The sequence below is a fragment of the uncultured Pseudoteredinibacter sp. genome (genome assembly GCF_947502065.1).
In the GTDB taxonomy this organism is placed as follows: domain Bacteria; phylum Pseudomonadota; class Gammaproteobacteria; order Pseudomonadales; family Cellvibrionaceae; genus Pseudoteredinibacter.
On sequence record NZ_CANMYE010000007.1, the window covers coordinates 127,886 to 154,200 of the forward strand.

A 26,315-nucleotide genomic window follows, 5' to 3' on the forward strand; every position below is an offset into this window, starting at 1 on the left:
GCCGCGATTAGCTTTGCGAGCGGCCACCGTCAACCACTAGGGTGTGGCCAACCACATAACTGGATTGATCTGAGCACAACCAACAGATCGCATTGGCAACTTCGTTACTGCGCGCCATGCGCTTCAAAGGGATTCGAGATTCAATTTCTTTTAAGCGGTTCTCAGGGCTGGGTGCGCCGTCGATCTGTTGTTGAACTCTTGGCGTTAAGGTTGCGCCAGGAGCTACTGAATTGATACGAATACCCTGTTGGATATATTCCAAGGCCAGCGATTTGGTAACACCTTCTAAACCAAATTTTGCCGCGCTAAATGCTGCTGCACCAGGGGTTGCTGATAGCCCATTTACGGAAGAAACATTGACGATCTTGCCGCCACTAGCCATCAAGCCAATCTCTTTTTGCAGGCAAAACATTTGCGACCATAAATCGGCATCAAGAGTTTCCTTAAGCTTGGCAGTTGGCACATTACCAAACAGGCCATGGGAAGCCACAGTGGGTGAGGCGTTATTCACTGCCAAATCCAGACGGCCGTAATTTTGTTCGATTCGCTTAAATAAAATACCGGTTGCGTGTTCGTTATTGAGATCTGTAGCGATAAACTCGACTTTTTCTTTGAGTTCGGGGTTGTCGGCGACCGCCTTGTCCCAGTTCTTCTGGCTGCGGCTACAGCATATGACGGTTGCGCCTTGCCTCGCTAATTGGGTTACCGTTGCTAAACCAATACCTTGGCTGCCACCGGTTACTAGGGCGATCTTGTCTTGAAATTGCATCTCACTTGCATTATTCATAAATGGGTCCGGTTCAAATGGTGGGCCGATCTAGGGGGTTAATACAAATATAGCTCAAGCCTGTGAATTTGCTTGAGCAAGCAAGCCGCTAAAGCCAAGGCTTGGACTTTAGCGGGCTATGCCGCTGTAGATAGTGTTGATAGCTTAGGATTGAAGAAGAGTGCTTAATCGTTTTGCCACTTGATTTGAAACTCGATTTCTTCTTCATTGCCTTCGCGCTCATGCTCAATGTTGTATATTGCGCGAACCGGCACATAGATGCGCTCGCCGGCGATTTGAATCTCGAATTTGTCTCCGCTCTCTAGGGCGTCGGCTAGACGACGTAATTTGGATACAAATTCGGCGGTTGAATAGGCTTTTTCAATATCGCGATCACTTTTGTTACTCATAGTGTTACTCACTGTCTGATGAAGTTGCTTCTTCATTAGACGAGCCTTTTGAGCAAAGGGGAAGTTTTTCTAATACCGGGCGCAATATACTCAATTCTTCTAGGGCTTTGCCGTTTTGCATGATTTCACGGGTAACGATATGCCATTCGCTAGCGGACAGTTGCTCATGGAATGTCGTCATAACACATTGGCAATGCTGCCATGCTTGCAGGAGCGACTGACTATCACGATATTCGGCCTCCATGCAGCCAGCTCGAATGCCCACTTTAAAGGTGAATAGCTGCCAGCTACTTACCGGCTTGGCACTAATATGGTGGCTAAAAAGAGTGCTCATCAGAATGATGAGGCTAAGACATAGCTTCATTGCTCTGCTCAAGGTTGAGTGATTTGAAGGGCATTAAAGCATAGATGTGAGTGGCAAACTACGCATTCATAGAATGGGGGCATAAGCCCCCAGTAAAGCGTTAAGGTTTATTAATTCTCTGCTCTTTTTATTCTCTGTTCTTTGCTGAGATAAATAGCCTCACCATCTACCTCTAAGTGAGCAGAGCTGTGTACAGTGATCTCACCTTGGAAATCTGGATTTAGCTCAAAAGCTTGCCGAAAGCTTTTGGTTTCGTAAGGGGCGATACTAACTTCTTGCGACTTGACGCTATCTAAAACAGCGTGGCTTGGCATAACTTCAATGCGCAATTTACCATGGGTTTTTCCAGAGTAAGGACCGGTGAGTTTGATCAAGTTTTGCAGCTGACCATCGCGCAAATTATTTCGATCGACCAAGCAAACGCCGTCAAAGCCTGGCTTGTCAAAATCTCGTGATAGAGAAAAGGTTTTACCACGCCAATTGATATTTTGCTTTAACTGCAGTTTATCAGCTTTGACGTTATGTAACTCTGATACCGATTGATTGTTGAGCTCTATAGCGAGCTGCTGATCTAAGCTTTTTCCTTGTTGTATCCAGCTTAGTTGGTTCTGTACCTTGGCTTTACCGGAAATGGTACTAAGTAATTGTGGTTTGCCATGGTTGTAACGTAAATGATTTTGAATGCCGGAAAGTTGTTGGAGCGTGCTGTCGCTAGCGCTGTTTAATAAGTTATTCTCGATTGCTAAGAGTTGCTCGGAAGCCTTGCTGTGTTGAGTATCGTCGGCGACTAAAGGATAAACTGCTATCAGGTCTTTGTCGCAAGTTGTTTTGGCGCCTGATTCTTGTTCGGCTAAACAAGCTCTAAACACTCTTTGCAAAAGTGCGATATCAGAAAACTGCCAAGGATTGCTGAGTTGCATCTCAGCCTTGGGGTTTGCCTGCACGTCATTTTTCGGGAACTGTAAATAAGGGGTTAAACGGTGGCTTACATCATTTGCCAACAAGCTAATTCCTTGCTGCTTAATGGATTGATATTCCTGTTCGGTAAGTTGAATTTGTTCTTTTTGGCTAATGACATTGCCGCCCTTTAAACTTCGAAGCTCAATATCAATGGATTTATCGTTAACCGTTACATTGAGCCCAAGCTGTGACCCTTGCCCATTTTGTTGCTGCAAAGCGAATAATAATTCTGAGCTAAAGGCAAAAGCTTGATGGCTTTCGCCTTCAAAAATCAAGTAGCGCCCCTCTTTTATCCATAGTGGCTGATAGCTATCTTTGCTGTAGTCAGGGCGTTTAACTTTGTCGTCTTTTTTGCTGGCTTGATAGTCTTTGCGATAGGCGAGATTTGTTTCGCTCAGCTTTAAACCAAGGGCTAAGCCAACTTGGCCTCGATGCAGTTGGCCTTCTTGGTAATCAACAAGTAGGCCAAATTGAGAACCATTTGGAGGGTCAATTAAGGGGCTCGCCTGCGGGCCGGGAAAGTCCGCGGCATTACTCATTTCACTCAGTAGCTTACCCTGGGGGTTGATACCAATATCTAGACGCGGTTGCTGCTTTTCTTCTTGCACGCGAATCCAATAAGCACTGCCGTCTTGCTCCCAAGGGCCCGAGGCAATATGGAAGCTGCTGTGTTGGCTTTTGACATAGGCTGCAAATTCTTTTTCAAGTGCAGGCCAATCCGGAAAAACTTCTTTCAGTAAACGGTTTGCAGTGGGCAAGGTAGCTTCTGAGTGAGGGTTGGCTGCCATCAATCTATCGCGGAACCAAGCAAAATACTGGGCCCGCTCTGGGTCGCTGAGCAAGAAATGAATGATGAAGAAATTCAACCCTCGCTTAAGTGCTGGGTTGTCATTAATTTCGGCAATGCTGGGTTCGCCGCCTGCATAATATTGTTTTAAACCGCTAATCAAATAGCTCATTGGGGCGCGGTCACGCACCATCACGGCGAGCTGCTGGCGCTCAGGGTAATAGACATGGCTGGCGATGGAATCGGCTAAGCCTTCGGTAATCCAGTTTGGCGCCCAGGTCGAGTGGCCAGTTAAGGCCATATGGAAGGCATGCATGGTTTCATGGATGACGATATAGCGTTGGTGTTGCTCTCGGCTAGACGGGAAACTATATCCGGCGCGGTTGTAAAACATGGTTTCGCCACCCGCGTTCTTGTGCACGCCTCGTCTAAAGCCATCATCCAACATGGTGTTGCGGGTGCTAACACGGCTTTTACCGTAGACAACAGCAATGCGCTGATTTTCGATATTTGCCGGTTCAGCGCCAAACAACTCTACATAATGAGGGTAGGACATCTCCAATAGCTCGAGATAGAGTTTAACTTTTTCCTCGGGCAAATCGCTTTTGATGGCAAAGTGTTTGCTGACCCACCATTCGTAGCCCGGGCTATTGGCTATCTTGCCGGCGCTATAGGTATAGGGGATCTGGCGGCCGACTTTGCGGATGTCCATCTCCAATAAGGTCGATAGACGCCCTTCTACCTTTACCTTGGCGTTCAATTGATCCGGCCTAGGTATGATGGCGCTTACTGAAGGTTGGGCAATCTCTGGGCTTTGACTGCGCTCTTTGGTACTTGATTGCTGAGGGCTGCAGGAGCTTAGGCCAAATGCTGTCAGCAGGCAGGCTGCAGTTAGGCTAAGCCCCTTAAAATAATGACTGGGCTGCAGGTCTATAAGTCGAGGAGTCAACTGCGACTTGGGCTGCACATCAGCTTTCGAAATAGGGGCGTTATTGTCTAGCGGTTTAGGGTTAGAGCTGATCTTATTGTTCTGAGTCGCCATAGCGAAACCTTGCTTGTTGACTGGATTGTATATTTTATACAATATGCCTGTTTGTAGAACAAGGGCTGAAGCTTGGATTTGTGGTCTAGCCGCTGTGTTAGTAAGACATATGTTAGAAAGCCATATATTAGTAAGTGATGTTTAGTAGGAGCTAGCGTAGAAGGGACTCACAGCTTGAGCTTGTTCAGCCTGCAAGCTATGGTCTTCGGGCGAAATCAACAATAACAACAGATGATGGCGGCAATACATGTCAACAACAGTAGCTTCAGTGGCTAAAGCAGGTTTCCCTCGCTCGTTCTATGTCGCAAATGGCATGGAGATTTTCGAGCGATTAGCCTGGTATGGCTTTTTTACAGTGTCTTCCGTATATATGACGACCCCGGTTGATCAGGGCGGTGTGGGATTTACAGAGTCACAGCGTGGGGCCTTACAGGGAATTATTCCTTTCTTTTTATATATCCTCCCTGTGATCACTGGAGCCTTAGCTGATCGCTACGGTTTCAAAAGAATGTTTCTTTTGTCATTCGGGATAATGGCTCCGAGTTACTACCTACTAGGGCAAGCCAGTAGCTTTGGTGGCTTCTTTGTGGCGTTCTTTGCAGTTGCTTTGGGTGCGGCATGTTTTAAGCCGGTGGTGCAAGGCACTATTTCCCTAACTACCAATGCCAGCAATCGGAGTTTGGGCTTTGGTATTTTTTACACCATGGTCAATATTGGTGGATTTGCGGGCCCTTTTATTGCTGGGCATGTACGGGCGATAAGCTGGGATGCCGTGTTTTTAATGTCAACTCTTTGGATTTGTATTAATTTCTTTCCTGCTGCGTTTTTGTATCGTGATCCAAGAGACCAGGTCCACAAAGATAAACAAGCTGAGAAGAGCCTGAAGGAAGTGTTACAAGAGGCTCAGGAAGTTTTGGGAAATGCTCGCTTTGCAATGACGATCTTCCCGTGCATTATTTTATTGATGTGTGCTGGTGCTGATTGGTTGAGTTATCTAATGGCGTTTGGCGGGATCATTGCCTGGCTGTTGTTTAATGTGCTGTGGGATCGTTTCGCCCAAGAAGGGAGTAGTGCCCCTTGGTGGCAGCAAAAAATTCACGTCAGCAATGTTCCTTTTGCAATCTACCTCGGGGTTCTGTCTGGGTTTTGGGCGATTTATAATCAGTTGTTTTATACTCTACCGTTATTCTTGCGGGACTATATTGATACGGCAGACATCATAAGCTTCGTATCGTTTTTTGGTCAGGGGGCTGTGAATTATTTTGCCAGTGTTAATGTCGAGGCGTTGACGACGAAGTTGGAGGCATTGGCGAGCTCTGATGCTACTAGCACTTTGTCGGCATTGCGTCTTGAGCTTGTGCATCTAAAGGTAATGGTACCCGAATCAGAAATAGCCACCTCGCTGGAGGCAATTCGTCAGGGGGCTTCTGCCAATCAAGTTGCTTTGCAATGGCAGCAACAGTATCGCCAAGTTAACCCTGAATACATTATCAATATTGGTTTTGCGATGATTATCCTTGGGCAGATTGCGGTGAGCTATGTTTGTCAAAAATTTAAAGCCATTAACGTCATTATCGCTGGGGTCGTTATTTTTATTCTAGGCCTATTGGTTGCATTGCTGTCAGGTAGCGTTGCACTGGGTGGCAGTGCGATTGTGCTTGCGGTTGTGATGATGTCCTTTGGCGAAATGGTAACCGTACCGAAGAGCCAGGAATATGTCGCCAATATTGCCCCTAAGAATCAAGCAGCGCTTTATATGGGTTATTACTTTGTATCGATGGCTCTGGGCTTCTTATTTGCCGGGCTCTTATCGGGCTGGGGCTACGGTACCGTCGCCAAAGAATGGGGGCAGCCAGAGTTGATGTGGGGTATTTTTGCCGCTATTGGTTTGCTGACCTCAGCAGGGCTGTGGTGGTTTAACCGCCGTTATGTTCGAGTGGCGGATTAATAAAGCTCTGCGCCTACCAGTTCTTAGGTAGGCGCGGATCTTGAATTCGTTGCTGTTTCAAAGTCTTGCTGCGCTCCTGTTGCTCCACCTCTCTACGCCTCTGCTTATTAATCTTTGACCAAGAGGCATCTTCTTTCTTTATAAATAGAGCTTGAAACATATTATAAAGTCCCGTTAGCTCAAGTAGTGGGCGCAGGCCAAGCCCGATTAAAATAAGTGCGGGAAAGTAATATACGAGAACTTTGGGGTTGGTCCATACAAAAAATGGGCAAAACCACCAAGCCGCTATATAGCAGCCCCTAGCAAAGGGGCCCCAGTAAAACTGTGCTTCCTGCATATGCTAATCCTTGTCTAGTTTTAAATATCGATTTTTTGTGCCACAAAGATTATCGATGCAGGCTTGTGTGTTTGTGGGTTAACCGGTTCTTTTATTTGGATTAGCTTAAAGCCTGTGTCGGCAAATAATTTATGCCAGGACTCTAGGGTTCTAAAATACCAAGGCGCGGCTTCCTTGAAGCGCTCGCTGATCCCCGTCCAGCTACCTTCACGCCAGCCGTCTTGGTAAGGTTGCTCGCCACAGCTAGAGTGGGGGTGTAAGGTTTGTACTACAAAATGGCCGCCATAATTCAATAGTGGACGCAGACGTCTAAATGCCAGCTCAACTGATTGTCGCCCGAGTAGAGAAAAATTAGCGACCGCTAAATCGATGGTGCTGCCCACGGTACGGCGGCAAATGTGCTCATACCGACAGAGTTTGAAATCGCCACCACCTTTGGCCTTCGCAGTTTCTAAAAACATAGGCACGGCATCAACACCTGTAACCTCCCTGCCTTCAGCGGCTAGAGCTCGGCTTAGCCAGCCTTCGCCGCAACCAAGATCTAGCACGGTATGGCTGGGAATATCTTGCAAGGTCTCTAAAATAGCTTGATTGGTAACCAGCTCGCGGCTGCTTATCTCGCGGGCCTCTAAGGCTTCAAGCCATGGGGAGGCGTTGTGGTTCCAAGCCTGGAGAATCAGTTGTTCATTGAGCAAAGTCATAATGCATTTATAAGCTAGTCGTGGACTGAGAAGCTGTTAAGCGTTCAAATTGAACTTGAATGCGCTGCTTTTGATAGTCCTCCAAGTATAGATGCCAAACCCCAACGAGCAAAATACTAAAACTAAGTAATATAAAAGATAAATTTTTAAGCAGTTTCATCCTTAACCCCATATGCATTGTGGGATTAAGAGTGCCAGAGAGAGGCTAAAGTTCCTGCTGGGGCTATTAGCTTGTCAGCTGTCCACAAAACTTACGTAATCAAAATGCGGGTTTTTTACTAAGGCTTCAATGCTGTAAATTCTTGCTAGCTCAATATCTTGAGTGACTCTGTTTAAGCCTGCATTCAATTGAAGTCGAATACATTCCTCATTGTTGGCGTTGTTAACAAGGTTAATGGCGACCCCTTGAATAAGCTTACCTGTACTGAGCTGGACTTTTATGGCGAGATTGTAGATGCAGCAAAGCTCTAAAATATCATAGTGTTTACAGGAGAGCATGCTGCTGCCCTCTTGGCTGATGGGCTTTTGCTTGGGGTACTTTGTGAGTGCTTGGGGTGTAGATTATTTCTATAGTATCCATGGTTCTATTTGCGGCTTATCCGTAAGCGTGCCTGGAAGGTTAATTTTCCATTTTTAGAAGCAGGGTCTTGATATCATCTTTAGCGTTTAAAATATGTTGCTGTAAGAATTCGCAAGCCTGCTCACGTTTTCCAGCTCGGCATAACTCTAGAATTTTTCGGTGTTCCTGTGCCGCGGTGGTGAAACCACCTGCTAACATTAAGTGCATCCGAACGTAGCGGTCGGCGCTTTTGTTTAATGTTCTCACCATTTCTTGAGTTTGCGGGCGTTTAGCTTTTTGGTACAAATGTTGGTGAAAATCTAAGTTCAATTCACCGCTGTGACTTTGGGTGTCTTCGTCATCTTGTTTGGCCAACCTGTCAAGAATATGCTCAGCCTTCAAAAAGTCATCTTCACTAAGATTATCAAAAGCATGTTTTAAAAGCTCGGCTTCTAGCATAGCTCGAAGCTCGAAAAGCTCATCTACCTGCTCCGCTGATACTTCGGTAGCTGTCGCACCCTTATGGGGCTCGAAGTGCACTAAGCCTTCCCCTTCAAGCTGCAAAAGAGCTTCTCGAACGGGAATTCGGCTGACATTAAGTTCTTCAGCCAGGGCAGCCTGGCGCAGAGGCTCTCCGGATTTGATTTCACCGTTAAGGATTTTCTCGCGGATGGACTCAACCACCAGCTGGCTACGGGTTTTATGCACTATGGCCATTAGGCTTCTCAGTTGTTATGTGTCGCAATGACTTCCTTATAGTATACCGCTTAACGCTATTGCAAAAAACAGCTCTTCCTGGCTGCATTCGTCGCCGAGCTTATTTAGCTGGCGGCTAAGCGAAAAAAAGGCCAGACAAGCTGGCCAAACACTACAGGAATAAGATGCAGTACAGCCTTAGCTCAATAGGTGCGCTGGGGCGTTTTGATAGCAAATTGGACGCACAAAGCGGTGATAGGCCTCGGTGCCCACAGATGTGCTGCGAACATCTGTCGACGATGGGAAAGGTCCACCGTGGTTCATGGAGTAGCACACTTCCACACCGGTAGGCATTTGATTGAAGATTAAGCGGCCGACCTTATGAGCGATCTGCTGGCTTAGTTCTTGAGCGGAAGCTAAATCCTCTTCTAAGCCATGAATACTGGCCGTTAATTGGCCTTCCAGCGATGAAATAATGGCCTTAAGCTCTTCTTCATCGCGGTAACTCACCATCAATGCTGCAGGGCCGAATACTTCTTCGTGCAGCTCTTGATTCGCTAGGAAAGCGCTGCCACTGGTGCTAAACAGTTTTGCTGCTGAGAAGTGCGGCTGTTCTGGTGTGTTGCTAGCAAGTAACTCAACGTTTTCGGTTTGTGCCAATTTAATGGTGCTCGCGCTATAAGCTGCACTGATGCCCTGAGTTAACAAAGCTGTTGTACTGGCTTTACTGATCGCCTCGCTGGCGATGCTGCGAAATTCCTTTGCCGACTCAGGAACCAACCATAAACCAGGATTAGTACAGAATTGGCCGTTACCCATAACTAAAGAGTCGACTAAGCCTTGTGCAATAGTTTGAGCGTTGTCGCTGGCCATCGCCGGCATAACAACTTGCGGGTTCACCGCGCCGAGCTCACCATAGAACGGAATATTTTGTTGGCGCTCCCAGCAGGCTTTTTGCAGTAACTGGCCAACTTTAATGGAGCCGGTAAATCCAACAGCTTGAATCGCAGGATGCTGTACCAGCTGCACACTCGCTTCGGGTTTGCTGCTTTGAACAAGGGAGAATACGCCACTGTGTAGCTGACATTTGTTGATCGCTTTTTCGATAGCTTGCGCTACTAGCTCTGAAGTACCTGGGTGCGCTGGGTGGCCTTTTACGACTACTGGGCAACCGGCCGCGAGTGCAGAGGCGGTATCGCCCCCGGCAGTAGAAAACGCATAAGGAAAATTTGAAGCGCCGAATACCGCTACTGGGCCCAAGGCAATGTGACGTAGGCGAGTTTCTGGTTTCGGTAAAGGTTCACGATTTGGATCGGCTTGGTCAACAATTTCGCTGCCGCTGCGCTCGCGAATAAATTGTGCAAACATGCGCAATTGGTTTACCGTACGCATGCGCTCACCTTGTAGGCGCATCATAGGTAAGCCGGTCTCTGCAGCAGTAGTGTCGAGCAGCTCATCGCCTAGCTCTAGAATTTCTTCAGCGATAGTTTCGATAAAATCAGCGCGTGTTTCATTGCTTAAGCTGCTATAGCTTGGAAAGGCTGCAGCGGCTTGCAGGGCAGCCTGATCGATATCGGCGCTGCTAGCGTTGAAATAGCTTTGTGAAATATTTTCACCGGCTAAAGGGTTATAGGCCTGAAATTGTCCTTCTGCTTCATTGCCAAGCCATACGCCTGCAACCAAGCTCTTACCAGTAATGCTCATAAATTTTTCCTGTGTCTAACTGTGCTTATACAGCTGTAAAATTTTTAAAAAGGTTTGAATTATTTCACCTGAAAACCGAAGGCATATGGATCGTCGTCATCTACCGTAATACAGTTTTTGCCGAAAACTTTTGCCCAGCCTTTGATACTTGGCATCATTGCAGGCTTTCCGGCAATTTCGGTTGCCGATTCCACTTTGCCAACGAACTGGCTACCAATAATGCTTTCGTGGGTAAATTCTTCACCGACAGATAGCTCGCCGCGGCTAAATAACTGCGCCATTCTCGCGCTGGTACCAGTGCCACAAGGTGAGCGATCAATAGCTTTGTCGCCATAAAAAACCGCGTTAGCGCCATTTGACCCTTCCCGCTGAGGTTTGCCTGTCCACAATAAATGTGAGGCGCCACAAACGCTTGGGTCCTCTGGGTGTATACATTCAACAGTATCGTTGATGATGTCTCGGATAATGGGACTGAATTGCAAGACTTGGGCGGCCGACCAATTCTCTAGGCCTGGATAATTTTCCTGTGGCTCTACAATAATGTAGTAGTTACCACCATAGGATATATCGACTTTAAGGTCGCCCATGCCTGGAACATTAATTTGAATATCTTGGTGCGCTAGATAAGAGGCGATATTATAAATTTTTACCCATTCAACCTTGCCGTCACGTTGTTCGTACTCGACGCGAATTTGGCCTGCGGGAACATCCAGTATCAATTGGCCCGGTGTTTTGGCTTGCAACAATCCGGATTCAAGTGCAGCGGTTACGGTACCAATGGTGCCGTGCCCGCACATAGGTAAGCAGCCAGAGGTTTCAATAAAAAGTATTGAGGCGTCGGCATTGTCGCTGCAAGCTGGGTAAAGAAACGAGCCTGACATCATGTCATGACCGCGTGGCTCAAACATCAATGACTCAAGAATCCAGTAGTGATTGTTCAGGAAATCCTGACGCTTTTCACTCATGGTCTTACCCACCAAATCTGGGTGGCCCGAAGTGACTAGTCGAACCGGGTTGCCGCAGGTGTGGGCATCTATGCAAAAAAACGTACCTTTGCGCATGAAAAGGAGCCTTCTTTCTAAAGCGAGTAAATGCTGGCCCTTGCTACATAACTAACGTAATTAAAGGCCGATATAAGTTTTAGCTCTGCTGGATTTGAGGCAGTAAAAATGCCGGGCAGGAGAAGCCCCCACCAGAGACAATGAATGAATTGAAATATAGTGTATATTGTATACAATAACAATCACTTTTCATTTCTGGCGTTCTTCCTATGAGTTTCAAGCTGTCTCTTAATGACGAGAAAATTAAAGAATTTCAAACTCTTACAACAATTGATGCCCATACTGAGGGTGAGCCACTGCGAATCATTTTAGATGGTTATCCTGAGGTGCCAGGCACCAATATCTTAGCCAAGCGCCGTTGCTTACAATCTGAGTTGGATCACCTTCGCCAAGTCTTGATGTATGAGCCCAGAGGCCATGCCGATATGTATGGTGCTTTGCTTACTGAGCCCACCACGGAAGGCTCGGATTTCGGCATCCTGTTTATGCACAACGAAGGATATTCGAGCATGTGTGGCCACGGTATAATCGCCGCTGTAACCATGGCTGCTGAATACGCCAATCTTGAAGTGCTGGTGGGTCAGCGTCGCACCGTGGGTATCGATGCCCCTGCTGGAAAAATTACCGCTTACGCTGAGCGCAGCGAATCCGGTGAGCTGGCTGTTAGCTTTGATAATGTTGAATCCTTCGTAGAGGTTTGCGACCGCAAGGTGCATGTTCCTGGTTTTGGTGAGCTGCAATACGATATCGCTTATGGCGGTGCTTATTATGCTTATGTGGATGCCGATGCAATTGACGTTGACTGCAGCCCCAACAACTCTGAGCAGCTTATCCAGCTTGGCCGTAGTATTAAACACGCTGTTATGGCCGATTACCCCTTGGTGCACCCTACCGAAGAAGATCTAGGCTTTTTATATGGCACTATCTTCACTTCGAAAAAAACTGACGAAGAAGACAGCCACTCTCGCCATGTATGTATATTTGCCGATGGTGAAGTTGATCGATCTCCTACCGGTACGGGTGTCAGTGCGCGCATTGCTTTATTGCATCATCGCGGTGAAGTGAGCTCTCAAGAACGAATCAAGATTGAAAGCATTATTGGCAGCTCGATGCAGGTTGAGATCGCTAGTCAGTTGGATTTCGAGGGTAAGCCGGCTGTTATTCCCCGCGTCTTCGGAACGGCTTTTATTACCGGAGTAAACCAGTTTTTGATCGATAGTAATGATCCGCTCAAGCATGGCTTCCTGATTCGCTAGTGGTGTTGTAATGGCCGTAAAAAAAGTTGCAGTAGTTGGCGCAGGTATCATTGGAATTTGTTCGGCAATTGAATTGCAGCGCAGGGGTTTTGAGGTCTGCCTGTTAGATCCCAATGGGCTTGCTTCGCAAGCTTCATTTGGCAATGCAGGTCACTTCGCGACGGAGCAGGTTTTTCCATTAGCTGATCCTTCCTTACTTCCTGCATTGCCAAAGATTCTGCTAGACCCAAAGGGCCCTTTTCGGGTGGCGCCAAGCTACTTCTTTAAGGCGCTGCCATGGTTTTTCCGCTTTTTGCATAATATGTTGCCTTCTCGGGCGCAGCAAAATGGCAAGCTAATTCGTCAACTAAATGAGGTGGCCATTTCTGCTTATCAAGAGCTTTTGGCGAGTTGCGACTTAGACGCTGAATTGCAGTTGTCGGGCAGCTTATTAGCCTTTGAAAGCACCAGTGAAGTTGAAATCAAAAAGCAGCAAGCGGCCTATTTAGAGCAAGGTGTGGCCGTTGAATATCTAAACCGAGGCGAGGCTTTAGAGCTTGAACCTACTCTGGCCGACAGTGTAAGCGCTTGCCTGTATTTTACTGAGGTGGGGCACTGCACAGATCCTGCCCGCTTATGCAACAAGCTCGCTGACTATTTTTTGGCCCAAGGCGGTGAGTTTAAAGCACTGCGGGTATTAAACGTTGCAGAGCAAGATAAAGCCGTTAGTTTATTCGTACAGCGAGAGGATGAAAGTAAGGCTGAATCTCAATTGATGTTTGATAGCGTGCTCATCAGTAGTGGTGCCTGGTCAAAGCCCTTCGCAAATCAACTTGGCTATAAAGTGCCCCTTGATACCGAGCGTGGCTATCACCTAATGCTACCAGCGCAAAAGCTATTGAGCCGTCCGGTGGCTTCGGCGGAGCGTAAATTTATCATGACACCGATGTCAGCGGGTTTGCGATTGGCTGGCACTGTAGAGTTTGCCGGCTTAAAGGCCGAGCCAAATTACCAGCGGGCGGAGATGTTGCTACCCCATGCAAAGGCTCTGTTAAACGCTGATGTTGTGCAGAATTTTGAAATTGGAGCAGACACTGTCCGCTGGATGGGCTGCAGACCTTCATTGCCAGATTCCTTACCTGTAATGGGAGTCGCTCCAAAGCACCAGCGAGTATTCTTTAACTTTGGGCACCAGCACCTGGGTTTAACCTGGGGGGCAATCGCAGGGCGCTTAATTGCTCAGCATATGGCCGGAGAAACAACCGACTTAGATTTGACGCCCTATTCCATCTCTCGATTCAATTAAAAGCTTTAAAACTTGGGCTCTCAGCCGTTGTAAGTGTATAGCGGACGCTATAAGCTGGAGAAAAAAAGAGAGCCCAAATATGAGCACAGCTGTCCCCTTACTTAGTCACCTTAAAACCCCATTAGCCTATCAGTTTAATTATCTGATGCTTTGTATTGCTTGGAATGTAGCTGGCTTAATCTTATTAGCTAACGGTGAGCAGGCTTTAGGGCCAACAGCATCGACAAGTACCATTGCTATTTTGGCTGGATTTGGAGTGGCGCTGTTTATTGGTGCTTGGAAACTTCCCTATTTGTATCTATTGGCAAGCGTACTATTGCTGTTAATCGCCAGCTCGGCGGTATTGCCAGCCTATACCAAAGATCCAAGTTTATGGCCTTCTGATTATTGGCGTTATGGTGGCGCCTTGCTCAATGGCCTGGGTGCTTTTGTTTGTGCGCGCGGTATCTTGGCCTTTTGGCAATGGCATAAGCTTAATGGTAAAACGAGTGACTGAATTCTCTAGCAATGAAAAACAGATCATTGAAATTCAGGCCAGTGAGTTAAAGGCCGATCACTGGTCTTTATTGCTGAGCGCTGATCCAGAGCGTGAAAAAATACTGGCTTACTTACCATCCTGTCGTATCTTCTGCATTGAGCGGCAAGCTCAAACCATTGCTATAGCTCTGCTGCAAAATGCTGCTGAGAAAGATGCTGCTGAAGATTCAGCGTCTCCAAAGGAATGTGAATTAATTAATATCGCTGTGGCGGAAGATTTTCAAGGTCAAGGATTAGCCAAGCGTTTGATTCAGCACTGCATAGATATTGCGAAGGACCTTGCCTGCCAGGCGATATGGATTGGTACCGGGAATTCCAGTTTGTCGCAGCTGGCCTTGTATCAAAAAATGGGTTTTCGCCTTGTTGAAATTGTCCCAGATTTCTTTTCGGCTTATAGCCCTAAAATTATCGAGAACGGTATTGTTTGCCAAGATATGCTGCGCTTAAAGCGTAGTCTTCTTTGAGACGTGAGACGTGAGACGTGAGACGTGAGACGTGAGACGTGAGACGTGAGACGTGAGACGTGAGACGTGAGACGTGAGCGGAGAGTGCTGGAGGTGATATATGAGTGAGTTGAAAACCAAGGCCAATCAAATAAGCCTGGCCGAATTTATGGCTCAGGTCCCTGAGAAAAAGCTGGATGATAGCAAGCGACTTATTGCTTTAATGCAGGATATTACCGGTCTTAAACCTGTTGTTTGGGGTTCAGCAATTGTTGGTTTTGGTGCTTACGAATACCAAAATACTGGCGCAGGTGGTCGTTGGTTTAAAACGGGGTTTTCGCCACGCAAACAAAACTTTTCTATCTATATTATGAATGGTTTTTCCGAATACTCTGAGTTATTGGGGAAACTTGGAAAGCATAAGCTGGGAAAATCTTGTTTGTATATCAGCTCGTTAAAGGCCATTGATGAAGTAATACTTGTAGAGCTTATTTCTGCCTCTTTTGAGGCCATGACTAAAAAGTACGGATAAGATATGGCTGAGACAGGGCGCTCCGCAGTGATTATTGGAGCATCAGGGCTGGTTGGTTCAGCATTGTTAACCATGCTGGCCCAAAGTGAGAGTTTTTCCAAGGTAACTGCGATTACCCGGAGAGCTCTTGATCATTGCCCTGAGGGCGTGGTGAACACTGTCATAAATTTTGAGCAACTAGAAGATTATCCAGAGCTCTTTAAAGCCGATTGTTTGTTTAGCTGCTTGGGAACGACACGTAAACAAGCAGGTTCGATTGCGGCGCAACGCAGGGTGGATTTTGATTATCAACTGCAAGCTGCAAAAATGGCTAAGTCCGCGGGCGTTGAGCATATGTTATTAGTGTCTTCTTCGGGCGCCAATGCTGCTAGTGGCAGTGCTTACCTTAAAATGAAAGGTGAGCTAGAGATCGAAGTGAGACAGCTCGAGTTTAATCGCTTAGCGATATTACAGCCCTCGCTGTTGCGTGGATCTCGAAAAGATAAGCGCATGGGTGAGAGTATTGGTGATGTATTCCTGTCAGCACTCAATGGGATTGGCTTGCTAAAGCGCTATAGGCCAATTGAGGGTAAAGAGGTCGCTCAGGCTTTAATTCATTTAGCATTGAATCAAAGCAGCGCTGATGTGGTCTATCGTTTAGATGAACTATTCAATCTGCAATAGAGGATTTCACTATGGCAAATCGTCGCAGTAGTGCGCTAATACTGGGTGCCCTATTATGCTTGGGTTTTGTGGCGCTAGGCTTCTTACTGGGTCAGTCAGCGGTCAAGGTTAAAGAATATGAAAGGGTAGTGAGAGTTAAGGGCTTAGCTGAAAGAGAATTGCCAGCCAATGTTGTTATCTGGCCAATTCAGTATTCTTCGGCGAGTAATAGCCTAGAAGACCTATACCGCAAACTAGAAGCCAATGCAGAAGTAGTACAGAATTTTCTCATTGAAAAAGGCGTTGCCGCCGAAGAGATGAGTATTTCTGCTCCCGCTGTCACTGATAAATCGGCGCAGCAATATGGCAATCAAAGTTCACCGTTTAGATTTGTGGGTTGGCAAACAGTTACCGTTTACAGTGAGCGGGTAAAAAGAGTTCGTTCCATTATGGGTAACATTGGTGAGCTGGGTAAGCAAGGTGTGGTACTAAAGGGTGATAATTATGATGGTCGCCCGGAGTATATTTTTAATCAGCTTAATGAAATTAAGCCGGAAATGGTGGAGGAATCCACCAAAAATGCCCGCCAAGTTGCAGAAAAATTTGCAGCGGATTCCAATAGCCGTTTAGGAAAAATCAAGCGTGCGAGCCAAGGCCAATTCTCTATACAGGATCGTGATCGAAATAATCCACATATTAAAAATGTTCGCGTGGTCTCCACCGTTGAATATTATCTATCAGATTAAAGCTGCCTGTGGCAGCTTTAAGTTTTTACAGCTCAAGCCTGCTAGGCTTTGAGCTGCTGTTTCAATATGTCATGAAACACCTGTAAACCAGCCTCGTGACCACCTACTAGAAAGGTGTCGTTGGCACCAGTCAGCATGCCTTTTTGAGCTTGCTCACAGACAAAGAAATCTTCAGCTTCAAATACGCCATTTTCAATAATATTAAAGGCACGCTCATAGTGTGCCAGCTCGGCCTCATCCTTGGGCTCATTTGGCGTAAGGCAGATATGGCTAACGAGTGTTTCGTCGGGCGCTACTGGATAGACAGAAAGTATGCTGCTGTAATCGGGATGAAAGATCAATATAGTATTAGGGAAGATAAGATAGGCAAAGGTACAGTGATGACGATAATCCCACTTCTCGCGTTCAAGCTCAAATGCCTCAGCCAATTCATTTCGACCGACTACTGAGCGTATATGAACACCGCAACCCTTGGTGACAGCGGCGCAATCGATAAAGAATGGCCCGACAGTATTTTTATGCAATCTCTTAACGTGATAACCATCCAGAAATGCATCGATAATGAGTTTCCAGTTGGTTTTTTTCTGTTTTAACGATTGCTTGAAAAATACTTCGTTCTCTATTCCAAAAGCTTCAAGGTCTTGGCTTATCTCGCCAAGGTAAGAATCAAGATCCAGTTCGCCTTCAGGATTAGGGTTTACCCAAATAAAGCCGTGGCGTACCTCGCAAGGTAGCGACTTTAAACTGCGACAGCTTTTGTCCAAATTTGGAAAGGACTCCTCGAGTGGTACGGCGATCAACTTGCCATCCATACCATAAGCCCAATTGTGATATGGGCAAACCATGCTGGGACGGCGCTTTACCTCATGGCCATCCACTAAGCGGACGCCTCGGTGGCGGCATGCATTTAAAAAAGCCCGAATTTTTCCATCTTTTGCGCGGGTTAAAATAATGGGCTGACCAAGGTGGTCAAAGGCCATATGATCGCCGGACTGTTTCAGCATGGTCTCATGCCCAACGATAAATGCGCTATCGCGAAATATATTTTCTTGCTCTTCTTTCAAGACATCATCGCAGTGATAAATTTTTGTTTCGATTTCACCGCATTCCTCAATAATTCCAAGGTCACCTTCCTTGGTTTTTACAATCAATTCAGCAAAAATTTCTTCTCTGGGGTCTGTCATCGTGGGCTCCCTTGTCAGGCATCGAGCTTTTTAATTATTTTATCTAGTTTATGTTCAATACTATTTTTTTTAATCGCGCTAGACTCTCGGCTAAGAATTCCTTGAAATAGCAATTGCCATAGTTGATCTAAGAATTGTTGGCTGTCGTGGCTTTTTCCGGTATTAAAATTAGCAATGGCAAAATGTTCGATGCCTCCGAACAAGGCGTCTCTGAATACCTGGCTTGGAATATCGCAGTCGACTTCTTGCTGTTTTATTTCGTCTAGGGCATCAAGAAAGAATTGGGTATAGCGCCGGTTGTGACAGCGTAGGGATTGTTGAGTGAGTTCGTCGCCATAGCGGGCATGACTACTAACCACCAGCCTTGCTAATGGCCATTGTGCTTCCAGTTGCTCAATATAATCTTGCGCCATTGCCTTTAAACGCTCTTTAGGGCATGAGTGGGCTTGATGTATCTCTGAAATATTGCAGTGCATGGTGACAAAGAAGTCGTCCACCAGGGCTCTTAGTAGACCTTGTTTGTTTTCAAAATGGAGAAAGACAGTACCTTCGGCCACGCCTGCCCGTTTAGCGATAGTGCCGGTTTTGCTATTAATGAAGTCTTCCTCGGCCATAATTTCCTTACAGGCCTGCAATATAGCCCCGCGTGTGGCTTCCCGGCGTTGGGATTGGCTGCGTTTTTCAGACTGAGCTGTACTCATATTGTTTGGCCGATATTCAGTAAGTTGGCGCCATAATGGGCTAATTAACAGGTATTTAATGAGTATTGCTCATTAAGGTGGTGGCTGCAAGCAGAGTTGTTGCCATATATCGGTCTATTTATGACATTTAATGAAGTTGGACTCAGTTTTTACATCGAGTGGCCGTTATGCTTGATGGGGCAATAGGGAGCCCTGTTAGGCTGATTAGCACAGGCGCCGAATGGGAAGTGGAATATGAACTACAAACTAAGACTACTGCTTTTACTGACCTTGTTGGTTTTGGCCGCTGTTAGTTTAATGTTGGGTTTTCGCCAAGGCTTGCTGTTACTGCTGATGATTGGTCTTGTGGTGGAACTGTTGACCTGGTTGGGGCGAGTTGAATCTGACTATGAGCCAAATGTTAGCTCTAACTCAGCTAACCGCTAAAGGCTGATATTTTGTCTTTAGCGGTCTTTGCGTTTGTAACCGGATCCTCTCAGTAGCCAGCTAAATCTCTTTTAAGAAGCCATCCAAGCTTCAATTTCTTCGATAGTTCGCGGTGCGCCCGCCGATAGATTTTCGTGACCATCTTGGGTGACTAGAATGTCATCTTCAATCCGAATTCCCATGCCACGAAACTCCGGTGCCACACTTTCATCATTCGCTTCAAAATATAAACCAGGCTCGATGGTGAACACCATATTGGGCTCAAGGGTTTTCCATTCTTGGTCATTTTTATAACGCCCCACATCGTGCACATCTAGGCCGAGCCAATGGCCTGTTTTGTGAACGCTGTAGCGTTTATAAAGCTCTTTTTCCATAGCTTCTTGATGGCTGCACTGGAGGATTCCTAGATCAATTAGGCCTTGCGCTAGGGTGCTCATGGCGGTTTCATAGAGCTGGTTCCAGGGAGTGCCTGGTTTAACCAGTGCAATAGCATTATCTAAAGCGGCGAGTACAACTTCATAAACGGCTTTTTGAGTGTCGCTAAACTTACCATTTACCGGGAAGCTACGGGTTATGTCGGCGGTATAGTATTGGTAGTCGCCACCGGCATCAATCAGGAGAATTTGCCCGTCCTGCAAATCGTCATTGTTCTCGGTGTAGTGTAGACAAATTGCATTATTGCCGCTAGCCATAATGGTTGGATAGCCGACATCTTGACAGCCAAACTCTGATACCTTGCCAAAAAAAGCGCCCGTTAACTGCTGCTCGTTAATCCCAGCTGCGGCGGTTTTCATAACAGTTTTATGGCCTTCTACCGATGCGTTAACTGCTTTGCGGATGCGCCCAAGCTCATCCTCATCCTTAACAATTCGTCGCTCGTGAATGAAAGGTAAAACTGAATGCAAGCTGCGAAATATTTTCGCCTCATCGAATTTGGCGCTACGACGCTGCTGGTGCAGCCAATCGAAAATACGATGGGAAAAGCGATCCTGTTCGTCGGATAGATAAATATGTTGACGCTGTTCTAATAGCGCAGGCAAACGCTCCTCTAGCTCTGCAATGTCGTAGGCTGCATCACAGCCTAATAATTCGCCTGCCATTTTTTGACCACAGCGATGACCAAAACTAACTTCTGCGGCCTCATCCTTTGGGAGATTAAACAGTACGAATGGCTGATCTGAATTTGGTCGTAAAACGGCAACAGCATCAGGCTCAGAAAATCCACTCAGATAGTAAAAGTCATTATCTTGGCGAAAATTGTAGGTGATATTTTTATTGCGAACTTTTTCGGTGTTACCCACTAAAATTACAGCGGAGTCTTGCTCTAACTCTTGTAGTAAGCGCTCGCGGCGTAGTTGGTAATTCATTTTTACTTACCTTTTTTATTTACCTTTTAAGCTAAACGTTCTACTACCAATTGGGCGGCTGCTAAATCTTCTAGCGCATGTCCAACCGATTTAAATAGAGTGATGTCTTCTGCTGAGCGAGCAAAATATTTTTCTTTGCGGCATAATTCAAAGAGATCCGCACATAGATCTTCTTTTTGCAAAATGCCGTCGGCAATCGGCGTTGCAATATCGCCCGTTTCTTTGCAGGCGCCAGTATAGTTATCAACAACTATACGACTGCGACGGATGCATTCATCATCAGCTTCACGCATATCAGGGCGATAAGCACCAACAAGATCTAAGTGTTGGCCTGATTTTAGCCAATCGCCCATAATCAAAGGTTCTTTGCTCATCGTGGCCACAGAAATAATATCGACTTCAGCTACCGCTTCGGCAAGATCTTCAGTCACGCTAATATTAAATTCCGCCAAGCTTTCCAGTTCGGCTATCGCTTGGGCTTTGTCTGGACTACGTCCCCAAATAATCACCTCTTCAATAGGGCGCACACTGGCGTGAGCTCTGATTAATTGGCTGGATAGGGTTCCGGTACCCACCATCAATAATTTACGGCTATCTGGACGCGACATAAAACGACTTGCCAATGCCGAGGCGGCCGCTGTACGTTTGGCAGTCAAAGCTGGTGCATCCATGGTGGCTTTCACGCAGCCACGCACAGCATCAAAAAGCACATAGGTCCCTTGAATCGAGGGTAAATCGTATTTGTAGCTCTCGGGGGTTACGGTGACCAACTTAATACCAATATCACTGCCGGCCTGCCAGGAGGGCATCATTAGCAGGGTCGTTTCGCGGCTGCTTTGGGGGTTGGGGATATCGTAATGGTTACGCAGAGGGGTTTCGATATCACTGGCAAAGGCCTGCTGCAGGGCGTCGACTAAATCGGCAAAAGGCAGGGCGCGATCGATGGTCTGCTGATCGATAAAATCCATGAGTAACTCTCGTACAGGTAAAATTGTATACAGTATACAAGAATTGTCATTAGAGGGGCTAGAGCTTGGCAGTGAATGCTTCTAAGAGCTGGCAAAGTGAGGCTATTACAGTCTCGTTTCACACTTGGGGCCTCAGCTATGGCCCCAAAATGCTCTGATTTAGGTTTTGGTCCAAATCGCAAATTCACTGCCCGCGGGCTCAAGGAAATGGAAGCGACGCCCGCCTGGAAATTCAAATGTTGCTTTACTGATTTCGCCACCCGCTGCCAAAACAGCGGCTTCACTGGCCGCAAGATCATTGCTGTATAGCACCACCAAGGCACTACCTTGGCTTTGGTTCATGGTAGCATCAACTCGGTAGAAGCCCCCTGCTATGCCGTCGTGTTGAAAGTCACAATAGTCTGGGCCGTAGTCGGTAAAGCTCCAGCCAAAGGCATCTTGAAAGAAAGCCTTGCTTTGCTCTAAATCGCGGCTGGGCATTTCGATATAGTTTATTTGATGATGCGTATCCATGCTTATCCCTTAGCTATCTCTAAACAAAAGTCTAAGGGCCATGATAACGAGAAGGGTAGCTTGCTAATAGCTATTTAGCGGAAGAAATCCAAGTCTACTGACAGTGCTTGTCGCACAAGATTAGCCTTACTAAAGTTACCGCGGCTAATTTTATCCATCATTTCCGGTCTGCCTAATAAAGCGGTGGTGTTTTCTTCGATAGATAGGCCTTGTTGTTCATTGGCCCTGGCCTTTTCGCATAGCCCAATCAGGTAATTAAGCTTGTCCTGCATGCCTGCCTTACCATTTTCATCGATACCTCGGTGTGGGCAGAACACTACCTCAATATCGAGCTCCAAGACTGTCTTTAAGCTTTGCATGAGCTCCATGAGATTCTCATCGGCGCGCATATACTTTAAGGCACGAGCTAGGTAAAGATCACCGCTAAAGAACCACTTCTGTTTGGGCAGATAAAAACAGGTGAGATCTTTGGCATGACCTGGGGTATGGATGCTGCTTGCCTTATCGCCGTTTTCCAGAAGCATGGTTTTAGCAAGCGGCTTAGTGATAACACGCTGGGGCTTACCCCAAGTCATTTGTTGTATGGCGGGAATCCGAAAGCCCTTGGCAAGTTTTTCTTGGGCCTGAATGGGAGCATTAGGTGTGAGTTTATATTTGCGAGCCACCCGCGATGCATTGCCACTGTGATCTTCATGGTGGTGAGTTAGCCAAAGTTGTTTGATCTCTGGCCCAGACTCTAAAAACGTTTTAACGTGCCGCCATTGGTTGCTAGGGCCGCAATCGATAAGCACGCTGCCAATGCGATAGACGATAAAGTTTGAGGTGATACCACCATTTAAGCGGCCGACTTTAACCCCTTCTACTTTGGTTCCGTCTTGGTGCTGATGTTGATATTGCTGGCGAATTGGCATTACGTGACCTCTTGTATAAGCAAGTTCATTGTAATCATTGCTAGCAATTACCAAAGTGTGAAATCAGCCCATTTTATAGGCAGAAACTTACAGCTTTTTAATCCCGGCTTCTCTTAACAGCACAAACAGCACTTTTACTCTATTTTTTTATTGGGCGAAAGAATTTTTTATTATATTGCTGTAGACGGTTGGCGAATTGGCTGCGCCTTATTCAGTCATTCCTCTTTGTGCAAAAAAGTTGGGCGGCTAATGGTTAGTCATTTTTACGAATTGACTCTAGAATAGCTAGCTGTTTCTGAAAGGGTTTACTAAATTTTTTATAGCGCCTAAATCGTCGAAGGCAAAATGGTTCTATATAAATTGTATCGAATCTGCGTACGTGCAGTTCGACGGCGCCATAATTATCAATATCCATCACTTGATAGTTTCTTCCGATGGCACTTGAAAAAACGATAAGTGATTCATTGGGCATTCCAAGAATTGATATGGGGGCAATGACTACTGTTACCCAGTCCCCAAGTTTGAGCTCATTACCTTCAATGTCGATGGCTTTTTCGCGTAGCACTGTCATTTCCTAAATGGCTGCTTAAAATAAAAAATCCCGGCATTGCGGGATTTTTTACTGCCTCTTGGGAATTTTTAGAATTAATCCAGCTGCGACAAATCCCTAACCGCACCTTTATCGGCACTAGTTGCCAACATGGCATAGGCTTTCAATGCAGCGCTCACTTTACGTGGGCGAGCTTCAACAGGCTTCCAACCTTTTTCATCTTGTACCTTGCGGCGTTCCGCTAACTCTTCATCGCTTAGCAATACATCAATCGAGCGATTAGGTATGTCGATCTTAATGCGATCGCCATTTTGAACGAGGCCAATGGCACCGCCGGCAGCAGCTTCCGGGGAAACGTGACCGATACTTAAACCTGAGGTGCCACCAGAGAAGCGGCCATCGGTTAGTAGTGCGCAATCTTTGCCCAAACCTTTGGACTTAATGTAAGAGGTCGGATAAAGCATTTCTTGCATGCCGGGGCCGCCGCGTGGGCCTTCGTAACGTACGATAACCACATCACCGGCTTTCACTTTATCCGCTAGGATATCGGCTACTGCTTGGTCTTGTGATTCTGTAACATAAGCGTTGCCCTCAAAAACTAGAATAGAGTCATCTACTCCGGCGGTTTTAACCACACAGCCATCTTCAGCAATATTTCCGGTTAGTACTGCTAGGCCACCTTCCAAGCTAAAAGCGTTTTCTAGTGAACGGATACAACCATTAGCACGATCGGCATCGAGTGTTGGCCAGCGTGTGCTTTGGCTAAAGGCTTGCTGGGTTGGAATGCCAGCGGGGCCGGCTTTATAAAACTCCATTACTTTGCTGCTGGGGCTGCGCATGATGTCCCACTTATCTAAAGCTTCTTTCATGCTGCTACTGTGCACAGTCGGTAAATCGCTATGTAAGACGCCGGCACGATCCAGCTCGCCTAAGATTGCCATAATCCCGCCTGCACGGTGCACATCTTCGATGTGATACTCGGGCGTGTTTGGAGCTACCTTACAAAGCTGCGGAACGGTTTTGGAAAGACGGTTAATGTCTTCCATGGTGAAATCGACTTCGGCTTCTTGGGCAATTGCCAACAAATGCAAAATGGTATTGGTGGAACCGCCCATCGCGATATCTAAAGTGATGCAGTTTTCGAAGGCTTTAAAGCTGCCGATGCTACGGGGTAACACATTGAAGTCATCAGTTTCATAATGACGCTTGGTGATCTCCACAATTTTGCGGCCGGCTTCTAAAAATAACTCTTCGCGATCGGCGTGGGTGGCCACCACGGTGCCATTGCCAGGCAAGCTTAGGCCCAAGGCTTCGGTTAAGCAGTTCATGGAGTTGGCAGTAAACATGCCAGAGCAAGAGCCGCAAGTTGGGCAGGCGCTACGTTCAATTTCGGCGACATGCTCATCGCTTACTGTGTCATCAGCGGCAATCACCATGGCATCAACCAAGTCTAGCTTATGCTCGCTTAGCTTGGTTTTGCCAGCTTCCATTGGGCCGCCGGAAACAAAGATTACTGGAATGTTCAGGCGCATGGCTGCCATTAGCATTCCTGGTGTAATTTTGTCGCAGTTGGAAATACACACCAGTGCATCGGCACAGTGAGCATTGACCATATATTCCACACTGTCAGCGATGATGTCGCGGCTAGGCAGACTGTACAGCATGCCATCATGGCCCATGGCGATGCCATCATCCACAGCAATGGTATTAAACTCTTTTGCTACGCCGCCGGCTTTTTCAATTTCACGGGCGACCAGTTGACCCATATCTTTAAGGTGAACATGGCCAGGTACAAATTGAGTGAATGAGTTGGCGACAGCGATAATGGGCTTGTGAAAGTCTTCATCTTTCATACCAGTTGCACGCCATAGCGCGCGAGCGCCAGCCATATTGCGGCCAGCGGTAGAGGTTTTAGAGCGATACTCGGGCATAACTTCCTCGATTGTACTATTGCTTGGTTTGCGAATGGGCTCGAAGCCCTGCTGCGCTTGTGGGATCTTCTTTGAGATCAGGGTTGCTCGCGAACGGTGAGCGAGCCTTTATGTTGGGCAGCATGCCACCTTTTGGGTGTCAGGGGGAGAATTGTAACAGATGATGGGGCGCCGCTATACGCTACAAGCAAGAGGGTTTTAGCCTTACAACTCGATGTCGTAGTCCATAATCAATGGCAGGTGACTGGAAAACAGCTTTTGCTTATTGATGGCGCCATATTCGATGCGGTGCTTAAGATCATCGGAAATAACCTGCAAATCAGTTCGCCAACCATCGCCCTCACCTACAGTGCCTGATGGCCACCAGCTGTATTCATCGGCATCGGCATTCACTCGGCGGAAAGCGTCTACGTAATCCAGTTCGTCGACCAGCTGGCGCATCCATTGCTGCTCATGGGGGCGGAAACCGTCGTCATCTTCGTGATTCTGCCAATTTTGTACATCGGCGCGATCGCGAGCCATGGCCCAGTTACCGCAAAAGATAAAGTCACGACGCTTGTTAGAAATCTTGTGCAAATGCGATTGTAAATCGTCAAAAAAGCCGACTTTCTCTTCCAGTTGCTGCTCATTCCCCGCTTCGGCTTGGGGGGCTAAAAGCGATCCAATGCTGAGCTTTTCAAAATCCAACTGCAGATAGCGGCCTTGCATGTCTAAACCGCTGGCAAAGCCGAAGCCATAAATAAGCGCTTTGGGCATATGGCGGGTGTAGATTGCAACACCATTGGTATGGGCGATACCTGAATCGAAGAAGTAGGAAAAATAGCCTTCAGGGTGAAAGGTGTCGTGATCCAGCTCGTATTCTTGCGCGCGTAGGTCTTGTAAGCAGACGATATCGGCGTCCTGCTCGGCTAGCCAATCATACAATCCACGCTGAGCTGCTTGGTGGATGCCGTCGACACTTAAACTGATAATGCGCATTAATAGCCCC

Annotated in this window: 28 protein-coding genes; 9 read left to right on the forward strand and 19 right to left on the reverse strand. The window is 46.8% G+C overall.

Features of this window, described 5'->3' with window-relative positions; translation table 11 throughout:
* Nucleotides 1-7 precede the first annotated feature (7 nt).
* The 4 genes from Q1A41_RS16560 to Q1A41_RS16575 form a co-directional block, all read right to left on the reverse strand.
* Nucleotides 8-787 (reverse strand): SDR family NAD(P)-dependent oxidoreductase, encoded by a 780-nt coding sequence (locus tag Q1A41_RS16560; RefSeq protein ID WP_299981234.1) that lies wholly within the window; start codon nucleotides 785-787, stop codon nucleotides 8-10.
* Between the two features lie 164 nt (nucleotides 788-951).
* The gene (locus tag Q1A41_RS16565; RefSeq protein WP_299981236.1) at nucleotides 952-1,212 is read right to left on the reverse strand and encodes an amphi-Trp domain-containing protein; all 261 of its coding nucleotides are present in this window, start codon (nucleotides 1,210-1,212) and stop codon (nucleotides 952-954) included.
* A complete protein-coding gene (locus Q1A41_RS16570) occupies nucleotides 1,181-1,540 on the reverse strand; it encodes a hypothetical protein (protein ID WP_299981238.1) in 360 nt (119 codons plus the stop codon). Before Q1A41_RS16570 ends, Q1A41_RS16565 begins: the two co-directional genes overlap by 32 nt.
* 110 nt (nucleotides 1,541-1,650) lie before the next feature.
* Nucleotides 1,651-4,329 carry a hypothetical protein gene (locus Q1A41_RS16575; RefSeq protein ID WP_299981240.1) on the reverse strand — a complete coding sequence of 893 codons (2,679 nt, stop codon included), beginning with the start codon at nucleotides 4,327-4,329 and terminating at the stop codon, nucleotides 1,651-1,653.
* A 247-nt stretch (nucleotides 4,330-4,576) separates the two neighbouring features.
* On the opposite strand from Q1A41_RS16575, the gene Q1A41_RS16580 reads away from it, so the two are divergent.
* Complete coding sequence (locus Q1A41_RS16580; protein WP_299981243.1) at nucleotides 4,577-6,277, forward strand: MFS transporter; 1,701 nt, start codon at nucleotides 4,577-4,579, stop codon at nucleotides 6,275-6,277.
* A 13-nt stretch (nucleotides 6,278-6,290) separates the two neighbouring features.
* Here the strand turns inward: Q1A41_RS16580 and Q1A41_RS16585 are convergent, their stop codons facing one another.
* The 6 genes from Q1A41_RS16585 to Q1A41_RS16610 all read right to left on the reverse strand — a co-directional run bounded on the left by Q1A41_RS16585 (nucleotide 6,291) and on the right by Q1A41_RS16610 (nucleotide 11,335).
* A complete protein-coding gene (locus Q1A41_RS16585; RefSeq protein WP_299981245.1) occupies nucleotides 6,291-6,614 on the reverse strand; it encodes a hypothetical protein in 324 nt (107 codons plus the stop codon).
* Nucleotides 6,615-6,634: 20 nt separating this feature from the next.
* Nucleotides 6,635-7,315 (reverse strand): class I SAM-dependent methyltransferase, encoded by a 681-nt coding sequence (locus Q1A41_RS16590; protein WP_299981247.1) that lies wholly within the window; start codon nucleotides 7,313-7,315, stop codon nucleotides 6,635-6,637.
* A gap of 234 nt (nucleotides 7,316-7,549) precedes the next feature.
* On the reverse strand, nucleotides 7,550-7,813 hold the full coding sequence (locus tag Q1A41_RS16595; protein WP_299981249.1) for a Rho-binding antiterminator: 264 nt from the start codon (nucleotides 7,811-7,813) through the stop codon (nucleotides 7,550-7,552).
* Nucleotides 7,814-7,934: 121 nt separating this feature from the next.
* Entirely contained in the window at nucleotides 7,935-8,591 is a 657-nt protein-coding gene (locus Q1A41_RS16600; protein ID WP_299981251.1) for a GntR family transcriptional regulator, read from the reverse strand.
* A 177-nt stretch (nucleotides 8,592-8,768) separates the two neighbouring features.
* Nucleotides 8,769-10,274, reverse strand: a complete 1,506-nt coding sequence (locus Q1A41_RS16605; protein ID WP_299981253.1) for an aldehyde dehydrogenase (NADP(+)) — start codon at nucleotides 10,272-10,274, stop codon at nucleotides 8,769-8,771.
* Between the two features lie 59 nt (nucleotides 10,275-10,333).
* Nucleotides 10,334-11,335: a 4-hydroxyproline epimerase gene (locus Q1A41_RS16610; RefSeq protein ID WP_299981255.1), complete on the reverse strand. Its 1,002-nt coding sequence runs from the start codon at nucleotides 11,333-11,335 to the stop codon at nucleotides 10,334-10,336.
* A 209-nt stretch (nucleotides 11,336-11,544) separates the two neighbouring features.
* On the opposite strand from Q1A41_RS16610, the gene Q1A41_RS16615 reads away from it, so the two are divergent.
* The 7 genes from Q1A41_RS16615 (at nucleotide 11,545) to Q1A41_RS16645 (ending at nucleotide 16,776) form a co-directional block, all read left to right on the forward strand.
* Nucleotides 11,545-12,591, forward strand: coding sequence for a proline racemase family protein (locus Q1A41_RS16615; protein ID WP_299981257.1), 1,047 nt, complete (start codon nucleotides 11,545-11,547; stop codon nucleotides 12,589-12,591).
* Between the two features lie 10 nt (nucleotides 12,592-12,601).
* A complete protein-coding gene (locus Q1A41_RS16620; RefSeq protein ID WP_299981258.1) occupies nucleotides 12,602-13,876 on the forward strand; it encodes an FAD-dependent oxidoreductase in 1,275 nt (424 codons plus the stop codon).
* A 79-nt stretch (nucleotides 13,877-13,955) separates the two neighbouring features.
* Nucleotides 13,956-14,372: a hypothetical protein gene (locus Q1A41_RS16625; RefSeq protein WP_299981260.1), complete on the forward strand. Its 417-nt coding sequence runs from the start codon at nucleotides 13,956-13,958 to the stop codon at nucleotides 14,370-14,372.
* The gene (locus tag Q1A41_RS16630) at nucleotides 14,365-14,877 is read left to right on the forward strand and encodes a GNAT family N-acetyltransferase (protein ID WP_299981262.1); all 513 of its coding nucleotides are present in this window, start codon (nucleotides 14,365-14,367) and stop codon (nucleotides 14,875-14,877) included. Before Q1A41_RS16625 ends, Q1A41_RS16630 begins: the two co-directional genes overlap by 8 nt.
* A 100-nt stretch (nucleotides 14,878-14,977) precedes the next feature.
* A complete protein-coding gene (locus Q1A41_RS16635) occupies nucleotides 14,978-15,388 on the forward strand; it encodes a DUF1801 domain-containing protein (protein WP_299981264.1) in 411 nt (136 codons plus the stop codon).
* Nucleotides 15,389-15,391: 3 nt separating this feature from the next.
* Complete coding sequence (locus Q1A41_RS16640; RefSeq protein ID WP_299981266.1) at nucleotides 15,392-16,051, forward strand: NAD-dependent epimerase/dehydratase family protein; 660 nt, start codon at nucleotides 15,392-15,394, stop codon at nucleotides 16,049-16,051.
* Between the two features lie 11 nt (nucleotides 16,052-16,062).
* The gene (locus Q1A41_RS16645) at nucleotides 16,063-16,776 is read left to right on the forward strand and encodes an SIMPL domain-containing protein (RefSeq protein ID WP_299981268.1); all 714 of its coding nucleotides are present in this window, start codon (nucleotides 16,063-16,065) and stop codon (nucleotides 16,774-16,776) included.
* A 41-nt stretch (nucleotides 16,777-16,817) separates the two neighbouring features.
* Here the strand turns inward: Q1A41_RS16645 and Q1A41_RS16650 are convergent, their stop codons facing one another.
* Nucleotides 16,818-17,960 carry an SRPBCC family protein gene (locus Q1A41_RS16650; protein WP_299981270.1) on the reverse strand — a complete coding sequence of 381 codons (1,143 nt, stop codon included), beginning with the start codon at nucleotides 17,958-17,960 and terminating at the stop codon, nucleotides 16,818-16,820.
* 14 nt (nucleotides 17,961-17,974) lie between these two features.
* Nucleotides 17,975-18,661, reverse strand: a complete 687-nt coding sequence (locus Q1A41_RS16655) for a TetR/AcrR family transcriptional regulator (RefSeq protein WP_299981272.1) — start codon at nucleotides 18,659-18,661, stop codon at nucleotides 17,975-17,977.
* 234 nt (nucleotides 18,662-18,895) lie between these two features.
* Between Q1A41_RS16655 and Q1A41_RS16660 the strand changes: the two genes are divergently transcribed.
* On the forward strand, nucleotides 18,896-19,087 hold the full coding sequence (locus tag Q1A41_RS16660; RefSeq protein ID WP_299981274.1) for a hypothetical protein: 192 nt from the start codon (nucleotides 18,896-18,898) through the stop codon (nucleotides 19,085-19,087).
* 71 nt (nucleotides 19,088-19,158) lie between these two features.
* On the opposite strand, the gene Q1A41_RS16665 is transcribed toward Q1A41_RS16660, so the two are convergent.
* The 7 genes from Q1A41_RS16665 to Q1A41_RS16695 all read right to left on the reverse strand — a co-directional run bounded on the left by Q1A41_RS16665 (nucleotide 19,159) and on the right by Q1A41_RS16695 (nucleotide 26,305).
* Entirely contained in the window at nucleotides 19,159-20,454 is a 1,296-nt protein-coding gene (locus Q1A41_RS16665; RefSeq protein WP_299981276.1) for an aminopeptidase P N-terminal domain-containing protein, read from the reverse strand.
* 26 nt (nucleotides 20,455-20,480) lie between these two features.
* The gene (locus Q1A41_RS16670; RefSeq protein WP_299981278.1) at nucleotides 20,481-21,422 is read right to left on the reverse strand and encodes an ornithine cyclodeaminase family protein; all 942 of its coding nucleotides are present in this window, start codon (nucleotides 21,420-21,422) and stop codon (nucleotides 20,481-20,483) included.
* Between the two features lie 159 nt (nucleotides 21,423-21,581).
* Nucleotides 21,582-21,935 carry a VOC family protein gene (locus Q1A41_RS16675; protein WP_299981280.1) on the reverse strand — a complete coding sequence of 118 codons (354 nt, stop codon included), beginning with the start codon at nucleotides 21,933-21,935 and terminating at the stop codon, nucleotides 21,582-21,584.
* A gap of 74 nt (nucleotides 21,936-22,009) precedes the next feature.
* Entirely contained in the window at nucleotides 22,010-22,846 is an 837-nt protein-coding gene (locus tag Q1A41_RS16680; protein ID WP_299981282.1) for an MBL fold metallo-hydrolase, read from the reverse strand.
* 253 nt (nucleotides 22,847-23,099) lie between these two features.
* Complete coding sequence (locus Q1A41_RS16685) at nucleotides 23,100-23,411, reverse strand: hypothetical protein (RefSeq protein WP_299981284.1); 312 nt, start codon at nucleotides 23,409-23,411, stop codon at nucleotides 23,100-23,102.
* Nucleotides 23,412-23,491: 80 nt separating this feature from the next.
* Complete coding sequence (gene ilvD, locus Q1A41_RS16690) at nucleotides 23,492-25,327, reverse strand: dihydroxy-acid dehydratase (RefSeq protein WP_299981286.1); 1,836 nt, start codon at nucleotides 25,325-25,327, stop codon at nucleotides 23,492-23,494.
* A gap of 204 nt (nucleotides 25,328-25,531) precedes the next feature.
* Nucleotides 25,532-26,305, reverse strand: coding sequence for an exodeoxyribonuclease III (locus tag Q1A41_RS16695; RefSeq protein ID WP_299981288.1), 774 nt, complete (start codon nucleotides 26,303-26,305; stop codon nucleotides 25,532-25,534).
* Nucleotides 26,306-26,315 lie beyond the last annotated feature (10 nt).

What these genes read in the sequence shown, in the direction of transcription:
- Q1A41_RS16560 (WP_299981234.1), bottom strand. Translation starts at nt 787, where the DNA reads ATGAATAATGCAAGTGAGATGCAATTTCAAGACAAGATCGCCCTAGTA.
- Q1A41_RS16565 (WP_299981236.1), bottom strand. Translation starts at nt 1,212, where the DNA reads ATGAAGAAGCAACTTCATCAGACAGTGAGTAACACTATGAGTAACAAA.
- Q1A41_RS16570 (WP_299981238.1), bottom strand. Translation starts at nt 1,540, where the DNA reads ATGAAGCTATGTCTTAGCCTCATCATTCTGATGAGCACTCTTTTTAGC.
- Q1A41_RS16575 (WP_299981240.1), bottom strand. Translation starts at nt 4,329, where the DNA reads ATGGCGACTCAGAACAATAAGATCAGCTCTAACCCTAAACCGCTAGAC.
- Q1A41_RS16580 (WP_299981243.1), top strand. Translation starts at nt 4,577, where the DNA reads ATGTCAACAACAGTAGCTTCAGTGGCTAAAGCAGGTTTCCCTCGCTCG.
- Q1A41_RS16585 (WP_299981245.1), bottom strand. Translation starts at nt 6,614, where the DNA reads ATGCAGGAAGCACAGTTTTACTGGGGCCCCTTTGCTAGGGGCTGCTAT.
- Q1A41_RS16590 (WP_299981247.1), bottom strand. Translation starts at nt 7,315, where the DNA reads ATGACTTTGCTCAATGAACAACTGATTCTCCAGGCTTGGAACCACAAC.
- Q1A41_RS16595 (WP_299981249.1), bottom strand. Translation starts at nt 7,813, where the DNA reads ATGCTCTCCTGTAAACACTATGATATTTTAGAGCTTTGCTGCATCTAC.
- Q1A41_RS16600 (WP_299981251.1), bottom strand. Translation starts at nt 8,591, where the DNA reads ATGGCCATAGTGCATAAAACCCGTAGCCAGCTGGTGGTTGAGTCCATC.
- Q1A41_RS16605 (WP_299981253.1), bottom strand. Translation starts at nt 10,274, where the DNA reads ATGAGCATTACTGGTAAGAGCTTGGTTGCAGGCGTATGGCTTGGCAAT.
- Q1A41_RS16610 (WP_299981255.1), bottom strand. Translation starts at nt 11,335, where the DNA reads ATGCGCAAAGGTACGTTTTTTTGCATAGATGCCCACACCTGCGGCAAC.
- Q1A41_RS16615 (WP_299981257.1), top strand. Translation starts at nt 11,545, where the DNA reads ATGAGTTTCAAGCTGTCTCTTAATGACGAGAAAATTAAAGAATTTCAA.
- Q1A41_RS16620 (WP_299981258.1), top strand. Translation starts at nt 12,602, where the DNA reads ATGGCCGTAAAAAAAGTTGCAGTAGTTGGCGCAGGTATCATTGGAATT.
- Q1A41_RS16625 (WP_299981260.1), top strand. Translation starts at nt 13,956, where the DNA reads ATGAGCACAGCTGTCCCCTTACTTAGTCACCTTAAAACCCCATTAGCC.
- Q1A41_RS16635 (WP_299981264.1), top strand. Translation starts at nt 14,978, where the DNA reads ATGAGTGAGTTGAAAACCAAGGCCAATCAAATAAGCCTGGCCGAATTT.
- Q1A41_RS16640 (WP_299981266.1), top strand. Translation starts at nt 15,392, where the DNA reads ATGGCTGAGACAGGGCGCTCCGCAGTGATTATTGGAGCATCAGGGCTG.
- Q1A41_RS16645 (WP_299981268.1), top strand. Translation starts at nt 16,063, where the DNA reads ATGGCAAATCGTCGCAGTAGTGCGCTAATACTGGGTGCCCTATTATGC.
- Q1A41_RS16650 (WP_299981270.1), bottom strand. Translation starts at nt 17,960, where the DNA reads ATGACAGACCCCAGAGAAGAAATTTTTGCTGAATTGATTGTAAAAACC.
- Q1A41_RS16655 (WP_299981272.1), bottom strand. Translation starts at nt 18,661, where the DNA reads ATGAGTACAGCTCAGTCTGAAAAACGCAGCCAATCCCAACGCCGGGAA.
- Q1A41_RS16660 (WP_299981274.1), top strand. Translation starts at nt 18,896, where the DNA reads ATGAACTACAAACTAAGACTACTGCTTTTACTGACCTTGTTGGTTTTG.
- Q1A41_RS16665 (WP_299981276.1), bottom strand. Translation starts at nt 20,454, where the DNA reads ATGAATTACCAACTACGCCGCGAGCGCTTACTACAAGAGTTAGAGCAA.
- Q1A41_RS16670 (WP_299981278.1), bottom strand. Translation starts at nt 21,422, where the DNA reads ATGGATTTTATCGATCAGCAGACCATCGATCGCGCCCTGCCTTTTGCC.
- Q1A41_RS16675 (WP_299981280.1), bottom strand. Translation starts at nt 21,935, where the DNA reads ATGGATACGCATCATCAAATAAACTATATCGAAATGCCCAGCCGCGAT.
- Q1A41_RS16680 (WP_299981282.1), bottom strand. Translation starts at nt 22,846, where the DNA reads ATGCCAATTCGCCAGCAATATCAACATCAGCACCAAGACGGAACCAAA.
- ilvD (WP_299981286.1), bottom strand. Translation starts at nt 25,327, where the DNA reads ATGCCCGAGTATCGCTCTAAAACCTCTACCGCTGGCCGCAATATGGCT.
- Q1A41_RS16695 (WP_299981288.1), bottom strand. Translation starts at nt 26,305, where the DNA reads ATGCGCATTATCAGTTTAAGTGTCGACGGCATCCACCAAGCAGCTCAG.